This is a genomic window from Paenibacillus sp. J22TS3 (assembly GCF_018403205.1).
Classification (GTDB): Bacteria; Bacillota; Bacilli; order Paenibacillales; family Paenibacillaceae; genus Fontibacillus; species Fontibacillus tuaregi.
Genome location: NZ_BOSF01000007.1, coordinates 19,297 through 41,885, shown reverse-complemented (window position 1 = coordinate 41,885; position 22,589 = coordinate 19,297). Strand labels below are relative to the sequence as shown.

Below are 22,589 nucleotides of genomic sequence, written 5' to 3'. Positions count from 1 at the left end.
GATTCAGGAAGGATTTACATTGCTTTGTGTGAATTACTGTGTTAATTTGCTGATTCTTCTGCCTGCTTGCTTTATAATGATAGGGTTGGGACAAAATTCCTGATGTTCTATGTAAATTATCTCATACATAACAAAATGGGGAATGGGGAGAAGTGTCTGATGTTTAGAAGCCGGAGATTCAGTATACGTCTCAAAATCATATTAGGTTATTTCCTTATTGTATTATGCCTTGGTGCATCGATTGTGCTCTTGAACAGCCGGATTACAGCCATGGAGCGGGAAATTGATTTCATTACGGATCACGATATGGAGGTCCATAATCTGGCGAATCGGATTGAGAAACATGTGCTGGATATGGAAACGGGGCAGCGCGGCTTTATGATTACCAAGGACGATAGTTACTTGGAGCCGTATAGAAGCGGCAAAACCGAGTGGGTATCTGATTTTAACAAGCTGTATCAGCTAGTTGGGGACAATCCCGCCCAGCAGCGGAACCTTGAGGCAATCAAGGTGAACATCCAGCAGTGGATTAACGTAGCTGGGGACCGAACCATAGATTTAAAAAGGAACAACAATACGGCCGAGATCATCCGTTTCTTCAAAGAAGATCCGGGAAAGGAAATGATAGATGAGCTCCGGGGGCAATTGGGACTGTTCAGGGATACAGAGAGCAAGTTAACAAGCTAGCGCGTGGATGATCTGGATCAGAAGAATGCTGATTTTAAAACCGGGTTATACCTGCTGCTTGCTTTTGTCACTGCTGTATCTATTCTTGCGGCACTGCTTATTTCAAGGACAATTGTGAGGTCCATTGAGCAGGTAACCAAGGCGATCGATGAGATTGCCTTATCGGAGAATAGGATAAGCCAGCAGCGGATAGAGATTCGGACTCGTGATGAAATTCGTGATCTTGGTGAGGCGACCAATCGGTTGCTGGATAAGCATGAGCAGGAAAATTGGCTCCAAACCGGGATTGCTGAGCTGGCTACATCGTCTCAGGGATTCTCTCTTATCTCCGAGCTTGCTCAGGCGTTTGTAGCAAAAGCAGCTTTGCTGCTACACGCTTCTTATGGTGTGTTCTACCGCCGGACAGGGGACACTCTGCATAAAGAAGCCGCTTTTGCCGGGCAGGCTGGAGGCTCGCCAGCGGATTCCTTCAAAATGGGTGAAGGGCTGGTTGGGCAGAGCGCACTTGAGCAGCGCAGCTTTCTGCTGGGTACCGTTCCCGATCATCATGTGAGGATTACAACAGGATTGGGAGAATCCCTGCCAAGCAGCATCCTGATTGTGCCCGTAGTATTTGAAGGCAAGGTCGAAGGGGTTATCGAGCTTGCCTCAGTAGATACATTCACTTCACTTGAACAGGAGCTGCTTGAAGAAGCATGCAGAACATTAGGTACGGCACTGAACAGCGTGGCAGCACAAATGGAGGTGAAGCGGCTTCTTGAAGAATCCCAGGCGATGTCCGAGGAACTTCAAGCCCAGACGGAGGAGCTGCAGCAGCAGACAGAGGAATTGCAGGCCCAGTCCGAAGAGCTGGTCTCCCAGCAGGACGAGCTTGAACAGATTAATCAGGAATTGGAAGCCCGGTCAGTTGAACTGGAGAACCAAATGCGTCAGACGGAAACGATTAAAGAGCAGGTAGAAGAGCAGAACAGAAAGCTGGAGCAGCAAGCGGTAGAATTAAAGACCGCCTCCCGGTATAAGTCTGAATTCCTTGCCAATATGTCTCATGAGCTTCGTACCCCACTTAACAGCCTTCTTATCCTGTCACAACTGCTTGCGGATAATAAGGAAGGCAATCTTCAGCAGAAGCAGGTGGATTATGCTAGAACGATTCATACTTCGGGAAGTGATCTTCTGAGGTTAATCGATGAGATTCTAGATTTGTCCAAGGTAGAAGCGGGTCAAATGAAAGTGGAGAAGGAGACGTTGTGTCTGGAAGAGTTGAAAGAGGCACTACAGCGTAATTTCGAGCCTGTGGCCTCGAAGAAGGGAATTGGATTTACGATAGAAGCGGAAGATGGGGTGCCTGAGACGGTATATACCGATGGGCATCGTCTCCAGCAAATCTTAAAGAATCTGCTGTCAAATGCTATTAAATTTACGGACAAGGGCAGAGTATCTCTGAAAATAACTACGACACCTCGTTCAGGCGAGGTAACGCCGCAAGAACCCGAGAGTTATCTTGCTTTTGCTGTAACAGATACAGGCATTGGTATTGCCAAGGATAAAATGGACCTGGTATTCGAGGCGTTCCAACAGGCCGATGGCACGACCAGCAGAAAGTATGGCGGCACTGGACTTGGCCTGACAATCAGCCGTGAGCTTGCCGGCTTAATCGGAGGCCATATTGAAATTGAGAGTGAAGAGGGCCACGGCAGCACATTCACTCTTTATATTCCGAATATTGAATCCGGCCCATTCCTAGCAAACTGGGATGAACCCATTCAAAGTGACGGTGTGAATCCAGTGCATACCCCATTGAGGAATGAGGTGCTCATCCCGGATGTTGAGCTTACGAATCCGAGTCTGCTCGTCTCTTCAGAGATCGAGGATGACCGGGAGCAGATCAAGCCGGGGGATAAGGTGCTGCTGATCATTGAGGATGACATCCATTTTGCTAAGATCATGCTCGATATTGCTCGTTCGCGGGGCTTCAAGGTGTTAGTTGCGCTTCAGGGAGATAAGGGTTTAGCCTTGGTACATGCATTTAAGCCGGACGCGATCATGCTGGATATCCAGCTGCCGGTCATCGACGGCTGGTCGATCCTGGAACGTCTAAAGCAGAATCCTGAGACACGCCACATTCCAGTCCATGTTATATCTGTGGTTGATGAGCAGCAGCAGGGGCTTACCATGGGGGCGATGGCCTACCTGAAGAAGCCGGTGAATAAAGAGAATATTGAGAATGCCCTGTCCCGGATTGAATCTTTCATGAACCGTGAGATGAAGCGGCTGCTGATTGTGGAGGACGACCTTGTGCTTAGGGACAGCATGGTTGAATTGATTGGTCACGATGATGTACTCATCACGGCGGTATCAACTGGGGAAGAGGCTTTAAGAACCTTGCAGGTTGAGCATTATGACTGCATGGTGATGGACCTTGGCTTATCCGATATCTCCGGATTTGAGCTGCTTGACCGGATTCGGCACACAGAACAGCTTCACGAGCTTCCTATTATCATTTATACCGGGCAAGAGCTGGACATGCGGGAAGAGATGGAGCTGAAGAAGTACGCGGAGAGCATCATTGTGAAGAATGTAAGGTCACAGGAAAGGCTGTTTGACGAGACCGCACTTTTCCTTCATCGGGTGGAGGCGAATCTTCCGGAAGACCGCCGTGAAATGCTGAATAAGCTGCATAACAGTGAAGACGCATTTGACGGCAAGCGAATTCTGCTGGTTGAGGACGATATCCGGAACGTTTTTGCACTGTCCAATGTCCTGGAATCGCACAACCTGGAGGTTGTTTTTGCCGAGAACGGCCGTGAGGCGCTGGAACTGCTTGAGAAAGATACCAACTTCAACCTGATTCTGATGGATATTATGATGCCTGAAATGGACGGGTATGAAACGATGAGAGCGATTCGGGCGATGCCGCAATTCCAGCATCTCCCGATCATTGCCCTAACCGCCAAAGCGATGAAAGAAGACCGGCAGCTATGCTTAGATGCAGGAGCATCGGACTACATCAGCAAGCCGATTGATACCGTAAGGCTGATCTCCATGCTGAAAGTCTGGTTGTACGGATAAGAAGAAGTTAGCAGGCTTAGAAGGGGATTACCTGAGTTATATGGAATAAAGATCGGGAATAGAGTCTTAAGTGATGCAGATTTGTTGATCGGGCCGCGTATACACGCGGCTCTTTTTTTGTGCTAAGGCGCATTTATCAGATTAACTAATGGAACCTATAAGATCATTCAAATTGACCCGTCCTCGTTGATGTGATACCGTTCAACTTAGTAGATTTTGATTAAGTCGATCTAAATTCTAGGAATTAAAAAATCATGCAAGCTACGTGAGGTGGATATTGTTGGAACTCCAAGTTACAAACAGTCCTTTCAGCCAGGAACAGGCAGAGCTTCTTAACCGCCTGATCCCTACATTAACAGAACATCAGCGCATCTGGCTGACAGGTTACATTGCGGGACTTCAAGGCCCTGCACAGGTGCAGTTGTCCGTGCCGGCCGGTATTCCTGTACATTCTGATTCTACTACCCCTGTTCAGGCGCCAGCAGCTTCCAAAGAGGTTACCGTTCTGTTCGGCTCTCAGACCGGGAACAGTGACGGACTGGCGAAGAAGCTGTCCAAGAAGCTTGAAGGCCTTGGGTTTGAGGTAACCGTCTCTTCTATGGGAAACTTCAAGACCGCCAATTTGAAGAAAATTGAGAATTTGCTCATTGTGGTCAGCACCCAGGGCGAGGGAGAGCCGCCGGATAATGCGATTCCTTTCTACGAGTTCCTTCACAGTAAGAGAGCGCCAAAGCTTGAGAGTTTGCGATATTCGGTTCTTGGGCTTGGAGATACTTCCTATGAATTCTTCTGCCAGACGGGGAAGGACTTCGACAAGCGCTTGGAAGAACTAGGCGGGAAACGCTTGGCTGACCGGGTGGACTGCGATGTGGATTTCGAGGAGTCGGCGCAGGCCTGGATGAGCCAGGTTGCTGAGGCGCTGGGGCAAGGGGCAGCTGGTCAGACCACAGCGGTTAGTGCAAGTTCGGAAGGGGTAACTGTGCAGGAATCGGAGTATTCGAGAAGCCATCCTTTCCATGCGGAAGTTCTTGAGAACTTGAACCTGAACGGCCGGGGATCGGACCGCGAGACCCGACATATCGAAATTTCTCTTGAGGGATCGAATCTTCAGTATGAACCTGGCGACAGCTTGGGCATCTATCCGGAGAACCATCCGCAGCTGGTGGCAGAGCTGATCACAGCGATGGGCTGGAACCCGGATGAGCTTGTGCCGGTAAACAAGAACGGGGAGCAGAAGCCGCTGCAGGAGGCGCTTCTTCGTCATTATGAGATCACGGTATTAACGAAACCTCTGCTGACTCAAGTGGCAGAGCTTACTTCTAATTCGGGTCTAACGAAGCTGCTTGCAGCTGGACACGAACAGGAGCTCCGAAGCTATCTTGCCGGGCGCGATCTGCTGGACCTGGTGACGGATTATTCGCTGCAGGGAGCTCCGGCACGTGAATTTGTGGCTCTTCTCCGCAAAATCCCGGCAAGGCTGTACTCCATTGCCAGCAGTTTAAAAGCAAACCCGGACGAGGTGCACGTAACGGTACGTACCGTTAGATATGAGAACCACGGGAGAAATAGATATGGGGTCTGCTCGGTTCAGCTGGCTGAACGAATTCAGCCGGGCGACAGCCTGCCGGTATTTATCCAGCATAACCCGAACTTCAAGCTGCCGGACAATCCGGATACTCCTGTGATCATGATTGGGCCCGGAACAGGAGTTGCACCTTTCCGCGCATTCCTCGGGGAACGTGAAGAGACAGGGGCATCAGGAAAGACGTGGCTGTTCTACGGTGACCAGCATTTCTCTACAGACTTCCTGTACCAAGTGGAGTGGCAGCGCTGGCTCAAGGATGGCGTGCTTACCCGTATGGATGTTGCCTTCTCAAGAGATACCGACAAGAAAGTCTATGTTCAGCACCGGATGCTGGAGAAGAGCAAGGAATTGTACCAGTGGCTTCAAGAAGGCGCTGCGTTATATGTGTGCGGAGATGAGAAGAAGATGGCTCATGATGTGCATGCGGCACTCGCAACTATCCTTGAGCAAGAGGGCGGGCTGAGCCCTGAGGAAGCCGCTGTTTATTTGACAGACCTGCAGCAGCAGAAACGTTATCAGCGGGATGTCTATTAATTCTGGGGACATGCCAAAGATCACGAGAGGAGATATAAACAATGTCTGAAAATAACCTGTTGTCCAAGAACAGCGCTCCGCACAGTGATGTGGAGGACATTAAACGCAGAAGTAATTACTTGCGCGGCAGCCTGGTAGAGACTCTCCTAGACCCGATTACCGGGTCCATTCCCGAAGATGACAACCGGCTGATGAAGCATCATGGAAGCTACATGCAGGATGACCGTGACCTGCGGAACGAACGGGCCAAGCAGAAGCTGGAGCCGGCCTATCAGTTCATGCTTCGGGTACGAGCCGCCGGTGGAGTCGTAACTCCGGAGCAATGGCTGATGATGGACCGTGTGGCACACAAGTATGCAAACGGAACGATCCGGCTGACGACTCGGCAGTCGTTCCAACTCCATGGCGTACTCAAGTGGAACTTGAAGAATACGATCCGCGAAGTGAATGACGCCATGCTGAGCACACTTGCTGCCTGCGGTGACGTGAACCGGAATGTGATGTGCAACCCGAATCCTTACCAGTCCGAAATTCATTCGGAGGTATACGAATGGGCCAGCAAGGTAAGCGCTCATCTTGACCCCCGCAGCCGGGCCTACCATGAAATTTGGCTGGATGGGGAGAAAATTGTGGACAGCCGTGAGGGCGTGGAGCAGGAACCGATCTACGGACCGGTCTATCTCCCGCGTAAATTCAAGATCGGCATAGCTGTTCCTCCATCGAACGATGTAGATGTGTTCTCTCAGGATCTTGGCCTCATTGCTATTACCGAGAACGGCCGTCTGAAAGGCTTCAACGTTTCCGTTGGCGGGGGTATGGGAATGACTCACGGTGATCCGAAAACCTACCCTCAGGTGTCCAAAGTCATCGGATTCTGTACACCGGAGCAGCTGATCGAGGTGGCGGAGAAGACGGTCACGATTCAAAGAGATTATGGCGACCGGTCTGTGCGGAAGCATGCCCGCTTCAAGTATACGATTGATGACCGCGGCCTTGATTGGTTCGTAAACGAGCTGACCCTGCGCCTGGGGTGGAAGCTTGAGGAGGCACGTCCTTTCCAATTTGACCACAATGGTGACCGTTATGGCTGGGTTAAGGGCAGCAATGGGAAATGGCATTTTACCCTCTTCATCCAGAATGGCCGTGTGAAGGACGAGGAAGGTTATCCTCTTATGACAGGCCTCAGAGAGATTGCCAAGGTGCATACCGGGGATTTTCGCCTGACACCAAACCAGAATTTGATTATCGCAAATGTAAGCACTCAGAAAAAGAAAAAGATTGAGTCCATGATTCAGCAGTTCAACCTTACAGACGGCAAGCATTATTCTGCCCTGCGCCGGAATTCGATGGCGTGTGTGGCGCTGCCGACTTGCGGGCTTGCGATGGCCGAATCCGAGCGTTATCTTCCTTCACTGATGGATAAAATTGAGCCTATGCTGTCCCAGCATGGCCTTCAAGACGAGGAGATCGTCATCCGCATGACCGGTTGTCCCAATGGCTGCGCACGGCCTGCCCTCGCGGAACTCGCGTTTATCGGCAAAGCTCCGGGACGTTACAATATGTATCTGGGCGGAGGGTTTTCAGGCAACCGTCTGAACAAGCTGTTTAAGGAGAATATTAACGAAGCTGAAATTCTGGAATCCTTGGAGCCAATCCTTGCACAGTATGCGAAGGACCGGCATCCTGGTGAGCATTTTGGGGATTACGTGATCCGCGTTGGCATCGTGCCCGAAGTGACCGACGGACAGAATTTTCATGCGTAAGCAGTAACTGAATCTAAGATTAAATATCTCTTCCGGTTTGCGTGGATGTGACCGGTGGAGATATTTTTTTAATAAAATTCGACAAAAAGTCTTGTTTTGAATTAAAGATATGGTACGATAATTTCATCCAGACAAGCTCAGCTGTCTGTTGCAAATAGAACTTTACACGATAATGGCAAACCTGTCGAAAGGCAGGGACGCAAAGCTATAGGGCCTTCTAACAAGATGGCAGCCTAGCCACCGAAGGGAGTTTTATAAGATGAAGCGTAGTGTTGTTTTTTTGTTGTCTTTTTTTCTGTTGTTGTGTACGGTTATGAATGGTGGGACTGCAGTTAGGGCCGAGAGCGGGACCTGGCTGAATGATACCAAAGTGGACAAAGGTGTTATTGGAATCAAATACACGGTGAAGTCTGGTGTCAAGACGAAAGTGCTAATAGCCAAAGGCAATGAGAAATATACATACAGCCTACTGCCAGGTGTCACTGAGGAGAATTTTCCACTTCAGCTGGGAGACGGAGAATATGCAATCAGTGTTCTTGAACAAAAGAGCAACGGCAAATATCAGGTTATTTATGAAGCTTCCGTTAACGTGGAGCTTGAGGAGCCAACCGCGGTATACCTTAATTCCATTCAGAATGTGAAATGGGCACAGGCGGGCGCCGCAGTTGCCAAGGCCAAGGCATTAACGAAAAACTTAACAACGGATGAGCAGAAGGTCAAAGCGATTTATAACTTTGTGGTGAGCAATATCAAATACGATAAGAAGTTGGCCTTGAATATTCCGGCTGATTACATACCGCAAATTGACCGCACGTTGACAGTGGGCAAGGATACCTGCTACGGTTATTCCGCTTTGTTCGCCGCCATGCTGCGAAGTGTAAACATTCCGACGAAGCTTGACATGGGCAAGACAGCTTATGTAACTACATACCATGCCTGGAATGAAGTGTATATGAATAACAAGTGGGTCGTTATCGATACTACAGTTGATGCGGGCTGGAAGGGAACCACAACTAAATATCAGATGATCAAAGACGCAGCCAAATATACTGCGGATAGACAATATTAAAGGACAAGAAGCCCTGGGTGCATACTCAGGGCTTCTTTGCAGAAACAGATTATGTTATTCTAGGCTCGTTGGGAGAAGTACTGATTATGATGTCTAAGGAGTAAGAATATGAAAGTGATCCTGGTGGATGATGAGCAGTTGGCCTTAGATTACCTGGAACGGCAGCTGAAGAAGCTGATTCAAGTTGAGGTTGTGGGAGCTTATACCGACCCTTATACGGCCAAGGAAGAGATTCTAAAGAGGGATGTACAGGTTGTTTTTCTGGACATCAGCCTTCCAGAAATCAGCGGATTGGAACTGGCAGAGCAGCTGCTGGAGAGCAAGCCAGACATACATATTGTGTTCGTTACAGCATATAACGAATATGCAGTTAAAGCTTTTGAAATCAATGCGCTTGATTATATTGTTAAACCCGTTCGTGCCGAGCGTTTATCCAAGACATTGGCCAGAATCGACGGGCTTTTGAAATCGAAGCCGGATGTGACCAGTCACTCCGATTCCAATACACCGCTAAAATTAAACCTTCTTCGGCAGGTATCTATTGAAGTGCAGCCGGGTCAACCTGCACTGCTTCATTGGCGGACCACCAAAGCCCAGGAGCTGTTTCTATATTTAATTCAGCACCGGGGTCAGCTGGTCAGGAAATCAACTCTGATTGATCTGCTGTGGCCGGAATACGATCCGGACAAGGTGTATGCCCAGCTGTATACGGCTGTTTACCATATCCGCAAAACGTTAGAGCCTTACGGCACCTGCTTTCAAATCTCCAATACAACCGAGGGTTACCTGCTCACACTAAGTCAGGTTATGATTGATGTGGAAGAATGGGAGAACAGGCTGCAGGAGAGCACTCCACCTAGCGCGGATACAATTGATGATCATATTGAAATCTTAAAACTGTATACAGGGGATTACTTGCAGCAGTATGATTACTGGTGGGCGGAAAGTGAGCGGCAGAGATACAAATCTTTATGGCTCTCGGCTTCTTATGCTCTGGCTGAATGGTACAGTTCGCAAGGGGACACGGGCAAGGCAGTGGGGCTTTACACGGAGATTTGCGGCCTGCACCCTCAAGAGGAGAAGGCTCATTTTGCGCTGATGCGGCTGTATGCGGAAATGGAGAATGCCTTGATGGTACGCAGACAATATGAAACTTTAGAGACGATATTAGCGGAAGAATTGAATGAACAACCGGGGCAGTCCATTCAGAACTGGTACCGGGAATGGGAAGCGGATCTTTTACGGTCATAATAGCGTTTTACATATACAGTTAGCCACCGGATAACCGGTGGTTTTTTTGCTTTGTCCAGAAATTGTATAGATTCTCTCTTTATAATCCTTACGGTGGGAGAACGAGTAGGGTATACCGGAGGGATAAACGTTGAGAATTATAAGAAATTTTCGGATTTCACCCCCTTTCGGATTCAAGGGGCTGGAACTCGCTTCACTTCGTGAAATCAATATTGCCAAAGAACCGGATGTTCAATATCAGAGAGGATTTTATATTAACTTTCAGGGGAATATGCTGGGGGTTGTGGCGACACCTGAGGGACCGGCATTCTTTTTCAATTCTGATACTTACCTGCTTGCGGGAGATAACTATCAGTTTCGCTTAAAGCACAAGCAGGATGAGAGCATATTCTACTTCGACTGGAATGGGGCCAGTGTGCTGCAAATCAAATATTACCGCATGCTGGGGGGACGGGCTGAAGAAGATCTGGACCGGAATATGCATGAGTTCCTCAATTGGCTCATTAAGGCTGCCAAACGCAAGAAATTTAAGTCATTCTATACTGTGGATGACGATTCCCCATCTACCTCTCACGCCAGGGAAGTTGATCCGGTTCGTATAGGGGAGCGGGTGCAATAGCCGCCAAGCTGTCTAAGGCTGGCCCGGTTTCCGGATGATTGTAGAGAAATTGTTAAGTTGCTTGTTCTACTATTGTAGTTGTCGATTTTGTATCTAATTGCTGGAGGTGAAAGAGCTTTTAAAATTAACAACAAATTAATAGATAGGGAGAAATGGTAAAAAAGCATGAAAAAAAGAATATCTGTAGTCATTTTTGCATTAATCCTCCTGATACATAGCCTGTTTGGGCCGGCTGTTGCTTCAGTCAGCGCAGATGCGGCAGCACTTCCAGAGAATATAACAGCAGCAGGAGATCAGGGGACTGGAACAACCGGGACAGCTGCTCCGGATGCTGTGGTGGATTCTACGGCTGACAAACCGGATGCGGTGGATTCAACCGCTGACAAGCCGGACGTGGCGGAAAAGGCTAACATTCTCACTAAAGTTGTACTGAAGGATAAAGAGGGTACGGTGATTGACGCCGTATACAATCCTGACCGGGAAGGCCGTACGGAAGTCGGCTCTGCCGTGACCATCGAGTACAACTGGGCATTAGAGAATAATCATGGTTATAAGAATGGGGATACCTTCGAGTTCACCATTCCGAAGGAGTTCAAGCTCTATAATGACATCTCAGGCAGCTTGGACGAGGCAGGAACGTTTCATGTTGATTCTAAAACGAACAAAGTCACAGTTACTTTCAATGATTTCGTCGAGGGAAACTCCAATGTCAGCGGCACATTGAAAATTGCCACGGAGTTCAACAAAGACACCATCACTGAAGACACCGAGGTGAAGATTCCTTTCCCGATCAAGGGCGGGGATCAGGTTGCCATTGTCTTCTTCAAACCGGTAGGCGGCAAGGTGCTTGATAAGAAGGGTCAGCCAGAGGGTTCGAAGAAGATTAACTGGACAGTCAATGTGAATACCGTGCTTAACAAAATCGACAATGCGGTGATTACTGACAAGACTCCGGACGGACTTAAGCTGGATGCGGCATCACTTAAGGTTTATAACCTTAAGGTGAACATGGATGGCAGCTCCACACTTGGCGATCTTGTTGATCCGGCCAGCTATATCTTTGAACCTGAGAATGACGGTTCTTCGTTTAAGCTGAGCTTTAAATCGGGTTCAATTAAATCAGCCTATCAGCTCCAATATGCGACAGATGTTGTAGGGGAGACCGAAACTAACTTTACAAACACAGTCGTCTTGAATGATAAGGAGCAGGCATCAGCAAGTGTGAATATTCCACGTGAGAAGCCTTTGACGAAGGAAGCTTCCTATGATAAAGAGAGTCAGACTATCACTTGGACAATCAACTACAACTTTAACGAGAAGAAAATTGCGCAAGCGGATGCCAAACTCGTTGACCGGTATGACAGTGTTGTGGAATTTGTTCCTGGTTCCTTGGAAGTTAAAGAAAGAAATTCCGGTAACGTCCTTAAAGAGAATGATGACTATAAATTAACTCCAGTCGACGAGAAGGATAACAAAGCCGGATTCGATCTTGAATTCACCAAGGATGTAAATGTGGGCTACGTGATTACCTACAAAACCAAAGCCAAGGATCGGGTGTATGAAAATACTCCGGTAACCAACAATGTCACTACAGTGGGTAACACTTCAGCCACGGGTAAGGAAACCTTGGTGAGCCTTATCGGCAAGAAGTGGAACAGCGGTGTCGATTACAAGGCTCAAACCGCCAAATGGACGATTGTAGTGAATGAAGATAAAGCGGCGATGACCGGGTTAACCATTACCGATTCATTCCCGAATGGCGGGTTGGAATTTGTTCCGGGTTCCTTGAAGATTAAATCTTCAGATGGGAATGATTATCCAGCAGATAATTATACCGTTAATGCAGATAAGCCAACGGAAGGCTTTGCACTTACATTCAAGGACAAGGTTGCCGACAAGCTGACCATTACCTATGAGACCAAGTACAGCAGTGATTGGTTTGCTGCAGGCAAGAATGTGTACCGCAACCAGGCTCTGATCAATTGGGTAGAAAGTACCCTCAAGGATCCTGTCACTGTGATTGCTGATTTCAAGCCAAATGCTCAGACGACCAATAATGGTTCCAAGAGCGGTTCTTATGATGCCAGCAAAAAAGAAATTACTTGGGATATTACAGCGAACTACAATCGTAAAGACTTGAAGAACGCGGTAATTTCAGACAAACTGCTTCAAGGACAAACTATCGTTAAAGATTCCGTGAAGGTCTATGAATTGACCGTTAATGCAAACGGAAGCATCACAAAGGGCAGCGAAGTCGACAGCAGCAAATATAAGGTTATAGCTCCAACGTCTGAAAATGACAATGAGCTGAAAGTGGAATTGGGAGATATCGATTCAGCTTACTTGGTCACTTTCAAAACAACCTTTGATGCTGCACGCCTAGACCGTGAAATCAGCAATGAGGCTGATCTTACCAGCGATGGGGTTCCGGCTTACAAGTGGGGAGCTAAGGTGAATATTCCTCAAGGCGGCGTGTATGTAAGTAAGACTGGTGCTCAGGACGGAAGCAAGATCAACTGGCAAATCAAAATCAATGAAGGCCAATCTTATGTTACGAATGCCAGAATCATTGATACACCAAGCGCCAATCAAATTTTGGATGAGGCCTCCTTCAAGCTTTATGCTACCAAGGTTGCGCCAAACGGGGCACTGACCCGTTCGGATGAACTGAAAAAAGACGTGGACTACACTCTTGTAATTACAACCGATGCCAAGGACCAGCAGTCGTTTGTCCTGGCATTTAAGAAAGAGATCTCAACAGCTTACATTTTGGAATATTCGTCCCAGATTGCGGTTTCCGCTGACCGGGAGAAGGTTCAGAATACCGTAAGCTTTGAGGGCGACGGGTTCAAGGTTGAATCCAACAAGACCAGCAAGGAGATTGAGGTTCGTACATCTTCCGGCTCCGGCTCCGGTGTCGGGGAGAGAGGAAGCATTGAAATCACCAAGGTGGACAAGAATGATCCAACCAAAGTGCTGGAAGGCGCCAAATTCGTTCTGTATGATGCCGCCAAGAAAAGACCGGAGATCATCAAAACAACGGATGCCGAAGGTAAAATCCTGTTCAGTAAGCTCTTGTACGATGATTATGTATTAGAAGAGCTGGAAGCACCTGCCGGATATGTCGCGGACCAAGCCAAACTTAATATTAAGATTGACTCCACGATCAAGCAGGAGGCTAACGTTAAGAAGATTACGGTTACGAACAGCAAAAAGCCAGTAACACCACCGGTGACACCTCCAGTAACACCGCCAGTAACGCCAGTGGACCCACCGGTAACACCACCAGTAACACCACCAGTAACACCACCAGTAACACCACCGGTAACTCCTCCGGTAACGCCGCCGGTGACTCCACCAGTGACACCGCCGGTAACGCCACCAGTAACTCCGCCAATCATCACCGGACCTGGAGTCGAAGTGCCAGACAAGCCATCGACTACAACACCGGGTGGCAAGAAGCCAACCAAGCCGCAGCCGGGTAAGAAGGATCCTAAAGAAGTGGATCTGGATGAGAACGGCAATCCGCTTGGAGGTGTTAATGGTGACAAAGCCAAGGATAAATCCAAAGGCAACCCTAACCATTCCAATGCGCCTATGCTCCCGAAAACGGGTGAAGAAAGTGATTGGCCGGTTTATATGGCCGGACTATCACTCGTATTAATCGGTTTGTGGATGCGTTTAAAGCGCGCTGACAAGTTTTAACTGACAAAGACCTGAGAAAGAGACCTTTCTCGGGTCTTTTTTTGCTAGAATGAGGAAGGAGTTAAAGTGTATTAAGAAAGAAGTCGAGAATTTGTTTAGATACAAGTTGTATTTTAATACATATAAGTTGAACTAAAGAAAGATCAGGGGATTGGCGGGTGTTTTCATCCGTACAATCAGGTTTGTTCAATTTACACAGCAAATGATTCATGAAGGAGCTATTTAATTATGCGAAAGTTATCATATGTTGTTATTCTGCTGGGGATTGTCATTCTCTTGACTCCCAAAATCATAGAATGGCGGGCGGATATGGAACAGGATGAACTGCTTAAGCGGGCTGAGAGCCAGGAATACAACAAGGAGCATCGGCCAGCCGTATTGAAGACAAGCAAAGCCAGCAGTTTGGAAAAGGTCTCACGCTTATTAAATGAAGGGGAGAATGGACAGGGCAGTGACCAGTCTGCAGGGCAATCGGATGATTCATCTTACAGTGAAGACGAACACCTAATTGGAACGATCACGATAGATTCTATTGATGTTAAGCTCCCTATTCTTGAAGGGGCTACCAAAGAGAATATGAGCCATGCCGCCGTACATTTACCGGAAACCTCCTGGTTCGGAGAGACCGGCAACGCCGCTATTGCCGCTCATCGGGCGCACAAGGCCGGCCGCCTGTTCAACCGTCTTAATGAGGTGAGCAAAGGGGATAAGATCGTAATCAAGTCTGGTGGCAAAGTCTTTACATACACGGTGTATAAAAAATGGATCGTGCTGCCCACGGAAGTCTCCGTGCTTGACCCGGTGGGACAAGAGAAGCTGCTTACTCTGATTACATGTGACCCGCTCATTAATCCTACTCACCGCCTCATTGTCCAGGCGAAGGAGGATGAATAGGTCATTCTAATAATAATTTCGTGTTCTTCAAAGGAATTTACTAAATTTTGTCGAAACTGAAGAACATGATTATTAAACGCAAACTAATTTTTATCACCTTTATATTTCTTTTTGTACTAACAGGACTAAGGCTGATTTGGTTTGAGATGAATGAGCCGCCTGCCCATCCTAGTATGGAGAGAGGGAGCTTGGATCTCAGAGGGTGGAGCCTGCCGGATAACAAATCTATCCCTCTTGATGGGGAGTGGGATTTCTATCCCGGCAAGTGGATACAGCCCGGGGGCACAGAAGGCGGGACCGAGGTCAAGCCGTCCCCTGGCTACATTTCCGTACCTACCCCGTGGAACAAGTCCGTTCGCTCCACATCATCTTACGGCTATGCTACCTACCGGATGAAAGTGTGGGTAAGCCGTATTCATGAGCCTTATTCGCTGAAGATCAACAGCATTCAGACCGCGGCCCGGATATATGTAAATGGAGAGTTTCTGAAAGAAGCAGGACATCCAGCTAGTGAGCCTTCGGAGAGCCTACCCCGGAATTATCCCTATACGGTAAGCTTTATCCCTGACCAGCAGCAGATTGAAATTATAGTTCAGGTATCCAATTTTGATTACCCGGCCAGTGGGGGGATTGTGGAGTCTGTCCGGTTTGGCACCGAATCTGCAGTAAAGCATGAACAACAATTCTATGCGAGAATGCAGATTGCGGTATACACCATACTCATTCTTCATGTCCTTTATGCCGGAATCCTAAGCTTAATTGGTATGCGCAGCCAGACTCATCTGTTCATATCCCTGGCCATTCTTTCCCTGGTGTTGTCTGATCTGGTCGATGGCAGCAGGTGGCTGCTTATTTGGATGCCCCTAACCCCGGAGTGGTCATTAAAGCTGAGTATGATGGCTTACTTGAGCGGCACGGCTTTCCTAGGAATAGGATTCAAACAGCTGCTGTCCGCTGCAGCGCAGGCCAGCGTATGGAAGTGGGTTATCTATATAAGCGTGGCTGCTGTTATTCTGATACCTTTCCTGCCTCTTGAGGTATTCCTGTGGCTCGCTAATTTCTTTAGGCTGCTTATGGTCATTAATGTCATCCGTGTCATTTATCTAATCTTTCAATTCGTCAGCAGACAGAAGGATGCCGGGGTGTTCCTACTGCTCACAGCTGTGAGCATAGCTTCCTTCATCTTTTGGACGGTTGTAAAATATGTGCTCTGGCATCAAATGCCTTATTATCCTTTTGACATTATTTTTGCTTATCTCGGTTTTGCAGGATTCTGGTTTATCCGCTTTTTCCAGGCTCATGAACAGACTCAAAGCTGGGCTCAGCAGCTGAGAGAGGCGGATAAGCAAAAGGACGATTATCTTACCATTACTTCCTTAGAGCTTCAGGCCCCGCTGCAGGGGATGATCGGAATGGCCGGGTCCGTTCTTGAGGAACGGGGGGCAGCGATGAGTGCAAGAAGCCGGGGAGATCTGGAGCTGATTATTCAGGTAGGACAGCGCATGTCCTTAATGCTCGGTGATCTGCTGGATATCAAGCGGCTCAATGCCCAAGAAGTTCGTCTCAGCCGGAAAAGCTTGTCTCTTTCCCCAGTCGTGACCAGTGTATTTGATATGCTCAGGTTTATGAACGAGGGTAAGAAGGTGGAGCTTGTTCAAGGGATTCCTCAAGACTTTCCTCATGTGGATGCTGATGAGAACAGAGTGGTCCAAATTTTGTTCAATTTGGTACACAATGCCCTTAAATATACAAATGAAGGACTGATTATGGTCTACGCGGACGTGCAGGACAGCATGGCTCGGATTCATGTTGAAGACTCAGGTATAGGCATAGATGAGGATATCCAACAGATTATATTTCTTCCTTATGAGCAAGGAGATTCAACTAGTACTGCGGCTCTAGGAGGCTTGGGACTTGGGCTCAGCATTTGCAGACAGCTGGTTCACCTTCATGGTGGGGAAATTACCGTGAGATCCAGTCTCGGTAAAGGCTCAGTGTTTACATTTACCCTGCCTCTTGGATAGAAGTTCGCTTACTTCAAGGCGTTTTCTCATAATATAAAAGGATGGTTCCAGATTGCTGACTTCAACTAAATTGCTTCCCAAAAGAAAATTAATTCTGCTCACTGCTGTATTTCTTCTTATACTGACGGGAATCCGGCTGCTGTGGAATTATGAGCTGAGGGTTCCTGATCACCCAGAGCCCTTGGCAGGTGTTGTCGACCTGCGCGGCTGGCAGTTCGACGATAGTAAGACCATCACCTTGAATGGGGAATGGGAGTTCTATCCGAATACATTTCTTACGCCGGGAACTCATCAGCATAAGCCCAAGCCGATTACAGCGGTTGTGCCAGGGATTTGGGATCATGTTACAGGTACGGGCAGTTCTATTGGCTTCGGAACCTACCGGCTTACCGTTCTTCTTGATCCTTCGGATCAGATGTACGGAATACGAGTCCCAAGCATTCAAACAGCTTCCAGATTGTACGTGAACGGACAAGAGCTTGGGGTTATGGGCCGTCCTTCAGTAACCAAAGAAGAGAGCAAGGCCAGAAATGTGCCCTACTCCGTCTTCTTTCGCAGTGATAAACCTGAAGTTGAGATTCTGATCCATGTCTCCAATTTTGACCTTCCTACTACAGGAGGGATTATTCAGTCTCTTAGATTTGGTACCGATACAGCGGTAACTCGGGAAGCTTTTTTCTCGGAAAATCTACAATTCATTGTATGTATCGTAATTGCCTTACATGGCGTTTATGCGGCTATTTTGTATTATCTTGGAGTACGGGGTAGGGAGTTGTTCTACTTCGTAGGTATCGTGGTTACGGTGCTGCTTGCGGTTCTGACGGATGATGATAAGCTTCTGCTGCAGTGGGTTCCGATTGGACTGGAATGGTCTACAAGACTTAGAGTGCTAGCCTACATGGCGTGCGGTGTATCGTTGTTTTTCTGGGTTAAGACATTTACAGGCACGAGAACCAGCTGGTTCACACGCGGATACGCCTGGGCAAATGTGTTATTCACCATCGTAATTGTTCTGGTTCCAATGGAATGGATCAAACAAACGGCTTCTTTTATTTTGGTGAGCGTTATGATTGTCACGGTCATTACGGAACTTAGGCTGATGGTTACGGCTATTTACCGGAGAGAGATTACCGCGGTCTTTCTGCTGTTATCTGTGGCTGCTGTTTCCGCCAACAGGGTATGGGGCACACTCAAAGGCAGATTTTGGCCGGATTTGCTGTTCTATCCATTTGATCTGATCATTGCCTTCCTGGGTCTTGCCAGCTTCTGGTTTGTGCGCTTTGCCCAAATGAACAAGCAGGCGGAGCAGCTGGCGGAACAGCTGCAGAAGGCGGACAAGATCAAGGACGATTTCCTTGCCAACACCTCCCATGAGCTTCGCAATCCGCTTCACGGGATGCTGAATATGGCACATGCCGTCCGGAGTGAGGCTCATAGTGAGCTCGGCCCGGAACATAAGAATCGAATGGACCTGCTGATCCAGGTCGGACAGAGAATGTCACTTCAGCTGGATGATCTGCTGGATGCCGCGCGGCTCAAAGAGCAAGAGCTTCATCTTGTTAAGAAAAGTGTCAGTTTCTCGGCTGCGGCCTCGGGAGTTATAGATATGCTCCGGGTCGCCAATAACAGTAGCCAGGCCGATGTGCAGCTTCACATACCGGATCGGTTTCCTTATGTAATCGCAGATGAGAACCGGTTGGTTCAGATTATTTTCAATCTGCTTCAGGAAGCTTTGAGAGTTACACAACAAGGAGCTATAGTGCTGGAGGGCAGCCTTCGTGAGGGAATGGCCGCGTTTAGAATTTATTCACCCACCGTGGATTGGGAGGAAGTAAAGTGCTCTGACGAGGCGGAATTAAACAACGATCTGCAGCTCAGAATGAACATTTGCCGCCAACTAATCGAACTTCACGGCGGCACATTTAAGGTGATTACCGGGGAGGCGGATGCATGTGAAATTGCCTTTTCCCTGCGTGCGGATTTCAGCCGATTTGAGAACCGGCTGGGGTCAGATGTGAGTATAGATTCCGAGTTCGAGCCATGGGATTCAGATGAAGGGGAAATAGGCGCGGTTCTGGCTGAGCAAGAAGCCGCCGTTACAGCGGAGACGAGAGCTCGTCACCGGATTCTGGCGGTTGATGATGACCCGATTAACCTGAAGGTGCTGGGCAGTATTTTAGGTGGAGAGGATTATCAGCTTGTTACGGCCACCAGCGGCAAAGAAGCCTTGGATCATCTCGAACAAGGAGAATGGGACCTGGTAATCTCTGATGTGATGATGCCTCAGATGTCAGGGTATGAGTTGACCCGGACTATTCGCCGTCAATTTTCTCTCTCCGAGCTTCCTGTTCTTCTATTAACCGCACGAAGCCGGCAGGAGGACATACAGGCCGGATTTCTATCAGGGGCGAATGATTACCTGACCAAGCCTGTTGGCGGGATTGAATTGAAATCCAGGGTTAAGGCTTTGATTGATCTTAAAGAATCGATCAGCGAAAGACTGCGCATGGAAGCGGCATGGCTGCAGGCCCAGATTCAACCGCACTTCTTGTTTAACACTCTAAATTCTATCGCCTCTTTAAGTGAGACAGATACGTCAAGAATGGTGATTCTTCTGGAAGAGTTCGGAAATTACCTTAGAACCAGCTTTGATGCGAGGAACCTGCAGCGCCTGGTTCCCATCTCGCATGAACTGCAGCTGCTTCGGTCATACCTGTATATTGAGCAGGAACGTTTCGGCAACAGGCTGAAAGTGGTCTGGGAAGTGCCTGAGCCGCTCAGCGTGGAGATCCCGCCGCTTTCTATCCAGCCGCTTGCAGAAAATGCGGTGCGTCATGGAATATTACAACGTGCCCGTGGGGGGACGCTGACGATACGGATTACTGAGCATCCTCAGGAAGTTGCCATTGTGATTAAAGATGATGGGGTTGGGATGGATCAGGCTACTCTTCTGTCGGTTAGAGGGGACGGTTCAACGTCGCAGAGACGCGGAGTAGGAGTCCAAAATACGGACCGCAGATTGAAACGTCTTTATGGACGGGGGCTTGAGATCAGCAGTATACCGGATCAAGGGACTACGGTGGCATTTTCAGTTCCCAAATAAATTACTATTCTACAAACAAATCACGAGGGGGTGATTGTCATAAGCCGGAATATAAAGACAGCGTATATGATCTCAGTTATTCTAATTCTGTTCCCATTCGTGATGGCAGGAATAGCTCTCGCCACCTCGATGAACACGACCACAGGATTTGCACATGATCTGCTGCTGCTGGCTCCAATGGGAATGTGGATCGGTGTGATTATGCTGATCATTACTTTAATCGTGCACAGAAGCAAGATCAGGAAAGCTGAAGAGGAACTGGAATAATCATCAAATTCAGGAGGGAAGGACTTATGTGGATTTATATAGTTCGAAGAACCTTTCAATCGATAGTGGTGTTGTTGTTAGTCTCTCTTCTATGCTTTACGCTTATGCATATGATGCCGGGCAACCCTTGGACGTTCGTGGGTATGAAGCTGGCAGACCATATATATGCGGAGGAACAGATCCGGTTGCATAGCCTTGATCAACCTATATATATACAATATATCCTTTGGCTGAAGGGGCTATCTACCGGTTATTTGGGCCAGGATTATAATGGCAATGCGATTGATCAATACATATGGAGTTATGTTAAGAACAGCTTAATCTTGGTGGGGACTGCATGGCTGCTCTCGATCATGATCGCTGTACCCTGGGGGATTTACAACAGCAGGAAGCCATATGGTTTGTCCGACCGGACAGCCCTGCTCTTGAGCCTGACGGGGCTCTGCATTCCCGGTTTTGTGCTCGGATATTTGCTACAGCAGATCTTTGCCATGGACTTGTTTAACATGGACTTGTTATGGCTGCCTCCCAGCGGTATGCACACTCCTTCCAAGGAAGGCGAGGTGGGGGATTTGTTAATCCACATGATACTGCCTGTCCTCACACTTACCATAGGGAATCTGGCATATTATTTAAGGTTTGTCCGCAACAATATGATAGAGGTGCTCCCGTCTGAGTTTCTATTGACGGCCCGGGCTAAAGGGGCTTCGGAGAAACGGATTATTTATAGGCATGCCTTTAAGAACGCGGCTATTCCGATGGTGACCATGCTGGCTATGGATATTCCGGTCATGGTAGGCGGCTCGGCCGTGATTGAGAACGTCTTCAATTGGCAAGGGATTGGTTTGCTGCTGGTTTGGACCGCTCAGAACAGAGATCTTCCGGTGCTCCTCGCGATTATTATGATCGTATCCCTGGTGGTTATCATCGCAAATTGGATCGCAGACATTCTGTATACATGGATCGATCCGAGGGTTCGTCTCACAAGAAGCTCACGCTGATGGGGCAAGTTACGTGAAGTCAGATTTTTGTTAATCCAGAAGCAGGCTGGTTATTCGCCCCAAGCTAAACATCGTTCAGCGGTATAGACTATCCGGGGTGAATAGTACGCGGCAATCGTTTTGTGGTACAGTAATAAAAAATCATGGAACGAGGTCAAGGCAATGCTGCAAAAGTTCGGATTCTCTCAATATGAGAGTAAAGTATATGAGGCGCTGGCCTCCAGTTCACAACCGCTTGATGCGAGTATGATTGTTAAATATTCGGGTGTGCCGAAGGCGAAGATTTATGAAGTTATCTCTAGAATGGTAGAGAAAGGGATGGTTCTAGAGACCATTTCTGAGAAAAAGAAGCTGTATGCTTCCCTGCCGCTCCATCTGGTGGTTGAGAAGCTGACTGCCGAGTTTCAGACAGATATCGAGCAGCTGGAGCAGCACAAAATCAAAAAAGAACTGGTGGACGACCATGTGTGGAGTCTGAAAGCCGATACTTCCATTGAGACTCAATTGAAGCAGGCGATGATGGAAGCCGGAAAGTCTATCCGTTTCTCTGCCTGGAAAGATGACTTCCAGAAGTATCTGCCTCTGTTGGAAGAAAAGGAAAGCCAAGGGGTTTTAGTGGAAGCGCTCGTGGTCGGAGATTTGAAATGCGGCCTCTCAAACCTTGTCACCATGCAGCCTAATGAGGAACATACTTTGCTTGAGAGATTCAGGCTTCTTATTGTGGACGATCTGGAAGTCATCTTTGCCGGAGTTGAGGATGAGGCCTGGCAGGCGATTAAGACGAGATCCCAGCCGTTTGTTCGTGTTTTTACAGACTATTTCTATCATGATGTGCTGCTCACCAAGATTACAACCGAGTACAAGGATGTTCTGTCCAAGGACAAGGAAATCATGGCCCAGCTGCTGCAATTAAGATATTAGCGGATAGCGCAGTTGGATTTTTATAAAATATGGATAGATTTACAAGGCGGATAGATCAGCTCTATCCGCCTTTTTGTGCCTGCTCAAAATAGGCTTG

At 48.1% G+C, this 22,589-nt stretch carries 14 protein-coding genes and 1 riboswitch; all 14 genes read left to right on the top strand.

From position 1 onward, the window contains the following. The first annotated feature begins 159 nt into the window (after positions 1 to 159). Positions 160 to 687 carry a CHASE3 domain-containing protein gene (locus tag KJS63_RS20065; protein ID WP_213620758.1) on the top strand — a complete coding sequence of 176 codons (528 nt, stop codon included), beginning with the start codon at positions 160 to 162 and terminating at the stop codon, positions 685 to 687. A 3-nt stretch (positions 688 to 690) separates the two neighbouring features. Then, the gene (locus tag KJS63_RS20060; RefSeq protein WP_213620757.1) at positions 691 to 3,756 is read left to right on the top strand and encodes a response regulator; all 3,066 of its coding nucleotides are present in this window, start codon (positions 691 to 693) and stop codon (positions 3,754 to 3,756) included. Between the two features lie 280 nt (positions 3,757 to 4,036). Further along, entirely contained in the window at positions 4,037 to 5,875 is a 1,839-nt protein-coding gene (locus KJS63_RS20055) for an assimilatory sulfite reductase (NADPH) flavoprotein subunit (protein ID WP_213620756.1), read from the top strand. A gap of 41 nt (positions 5,876 to 5,916) precedes the next feature. Further along, entirely contained in the window at positions 5,917 to 7,638 is a 1,722-nt protein-coding gene (gene cysI / locus KJS63_RS20050) for an assimilatory sulfite reductase (NADPH) hemoprotein subunit (RefSeq protein WP_213620755.1), read from the top strand. Positions 7,639 to 7,802: 164 nt separating this feature from the next. Beyond that, positions 7,803 to 7,883: riboswitch (cyclic di-GMP riboswitch) on the top strand. 14 nt (positions 7,884 to 7,897) lie between these two features. Then, positions 7,898 to 8,707, top strand: a complete 810-nt coding sequence (locus tag KJS63_RS20045) for a transglutaminase-like domain-containing protein (protein WP_213620754.1) — start codon at positions 7,898 to 7,900, stop codon at positions 8,705 to 8,707. Between the two features lie 108 nt (positions 8,708 to 8,815). Next, positions 8,816 to 9,958, top strand: coding sequence for a response regulator (locus KJS63_RS20040; RefSeq protein WP_213620753.1), 1,143 nt, complete (start codon positions 8,816 to 8,818; stop codon positions 9,956 to 9,958). A gap of 130 nt (positions 9,959 to 10,088) precedes the next feature. Next, positions 10,089 to 10,577, top strand: coding sequence for a hypothetical protein (locus tag KJS63_RS20035; protein WP_213620752.1), 489 nt, complete (start codon positions 10,089 to 10,091; stop codon positions 10,575 to 10,577). 165 nt (positions 10,578 to 10,742) lie between these two features. Beyond that, entirely contained in the window at positions 10,743 to 14,282 is a 3,540-nt protein-coding gene (locus KJS63_RS20030; protein ID WP_213620751.1) for an LPXTG cell wall anchor domain-containing protein, read from the top strand. Between the two features lie 228 nt (positions 14,283 to 14,510). Continuing rightward, positions 14,511 to 15,176 (top strand): class D sortase, encoded by a 666-nt coding sequence (locus tag KJS63_RS20025; protein WP_213620750.1) that lies wholly within the window; start codon positions 14,511 to 14,513, stop codon positions 15,174 to 15,176. A gap of 188 nt (positions 15,177 to 15,364) precedes the next feature. After that, on the top strand, positions 15,365 to 17,200 hold the full coding sequence (locus KJS63_RS20020; RefSeq protein ID WP_213620749.1) for a sensor histidine kinase: 1,836 nt from the start codon (positions 15,365 to 15,367) through the stop codon (positions 17,198 to 17,200). 52 nt (positions 17,201 to 17,252) lie between these two features. Next, complete coding sequence (locus tag KJS63_RS20015) at positions 17,253 to 20,303, top strand: response regulator (RefSeq protein WP_244862698.1); 3,051 nt, start codon at positions 17,253 to 17,255, stop codon at positions 20,301 to 20,303. 66 nt (positions 20,304 to 20,369) lie between these two features. Beyond that, positions 20,370 to 20,570 (top strand): hypothetical protein, encoded by a 201-nt coding sequence (locus KJS63_RS20010; protein ID WP_213620748.1) that lies wholly within the window; start codon positions 20,370 to 20,372, stop codon positions 20,568 to 20,570. Positions 20,571 to 20,596: 26 nt separating this feature from the next. Continuing rightward, complete coding sequence (locus tag KJS63_RS20005) at positions 20,597 to 21,571, top strand: ABC transporter permease (protein ID WP_213620747.1); 975 nt, start codon at positions 20,597 to 20,599, stop codon at positions 21,569 to 21,571. A gap of 162 nt (positions 21,572 to 21,733) precedes the next feature. Next, positions 21,734 to 22,492, top strand: coding sequence for a TrmB family transcriptional regulator (locus KJS63_RS20000; protein ID WP_213620746.1), 759 nt, complete (start codon positions 21,734 to 21,736; stop codon positions 22,490 to 22,492). Positions 22,493 to 22,589: the final 97 nt, after the last annotated feature.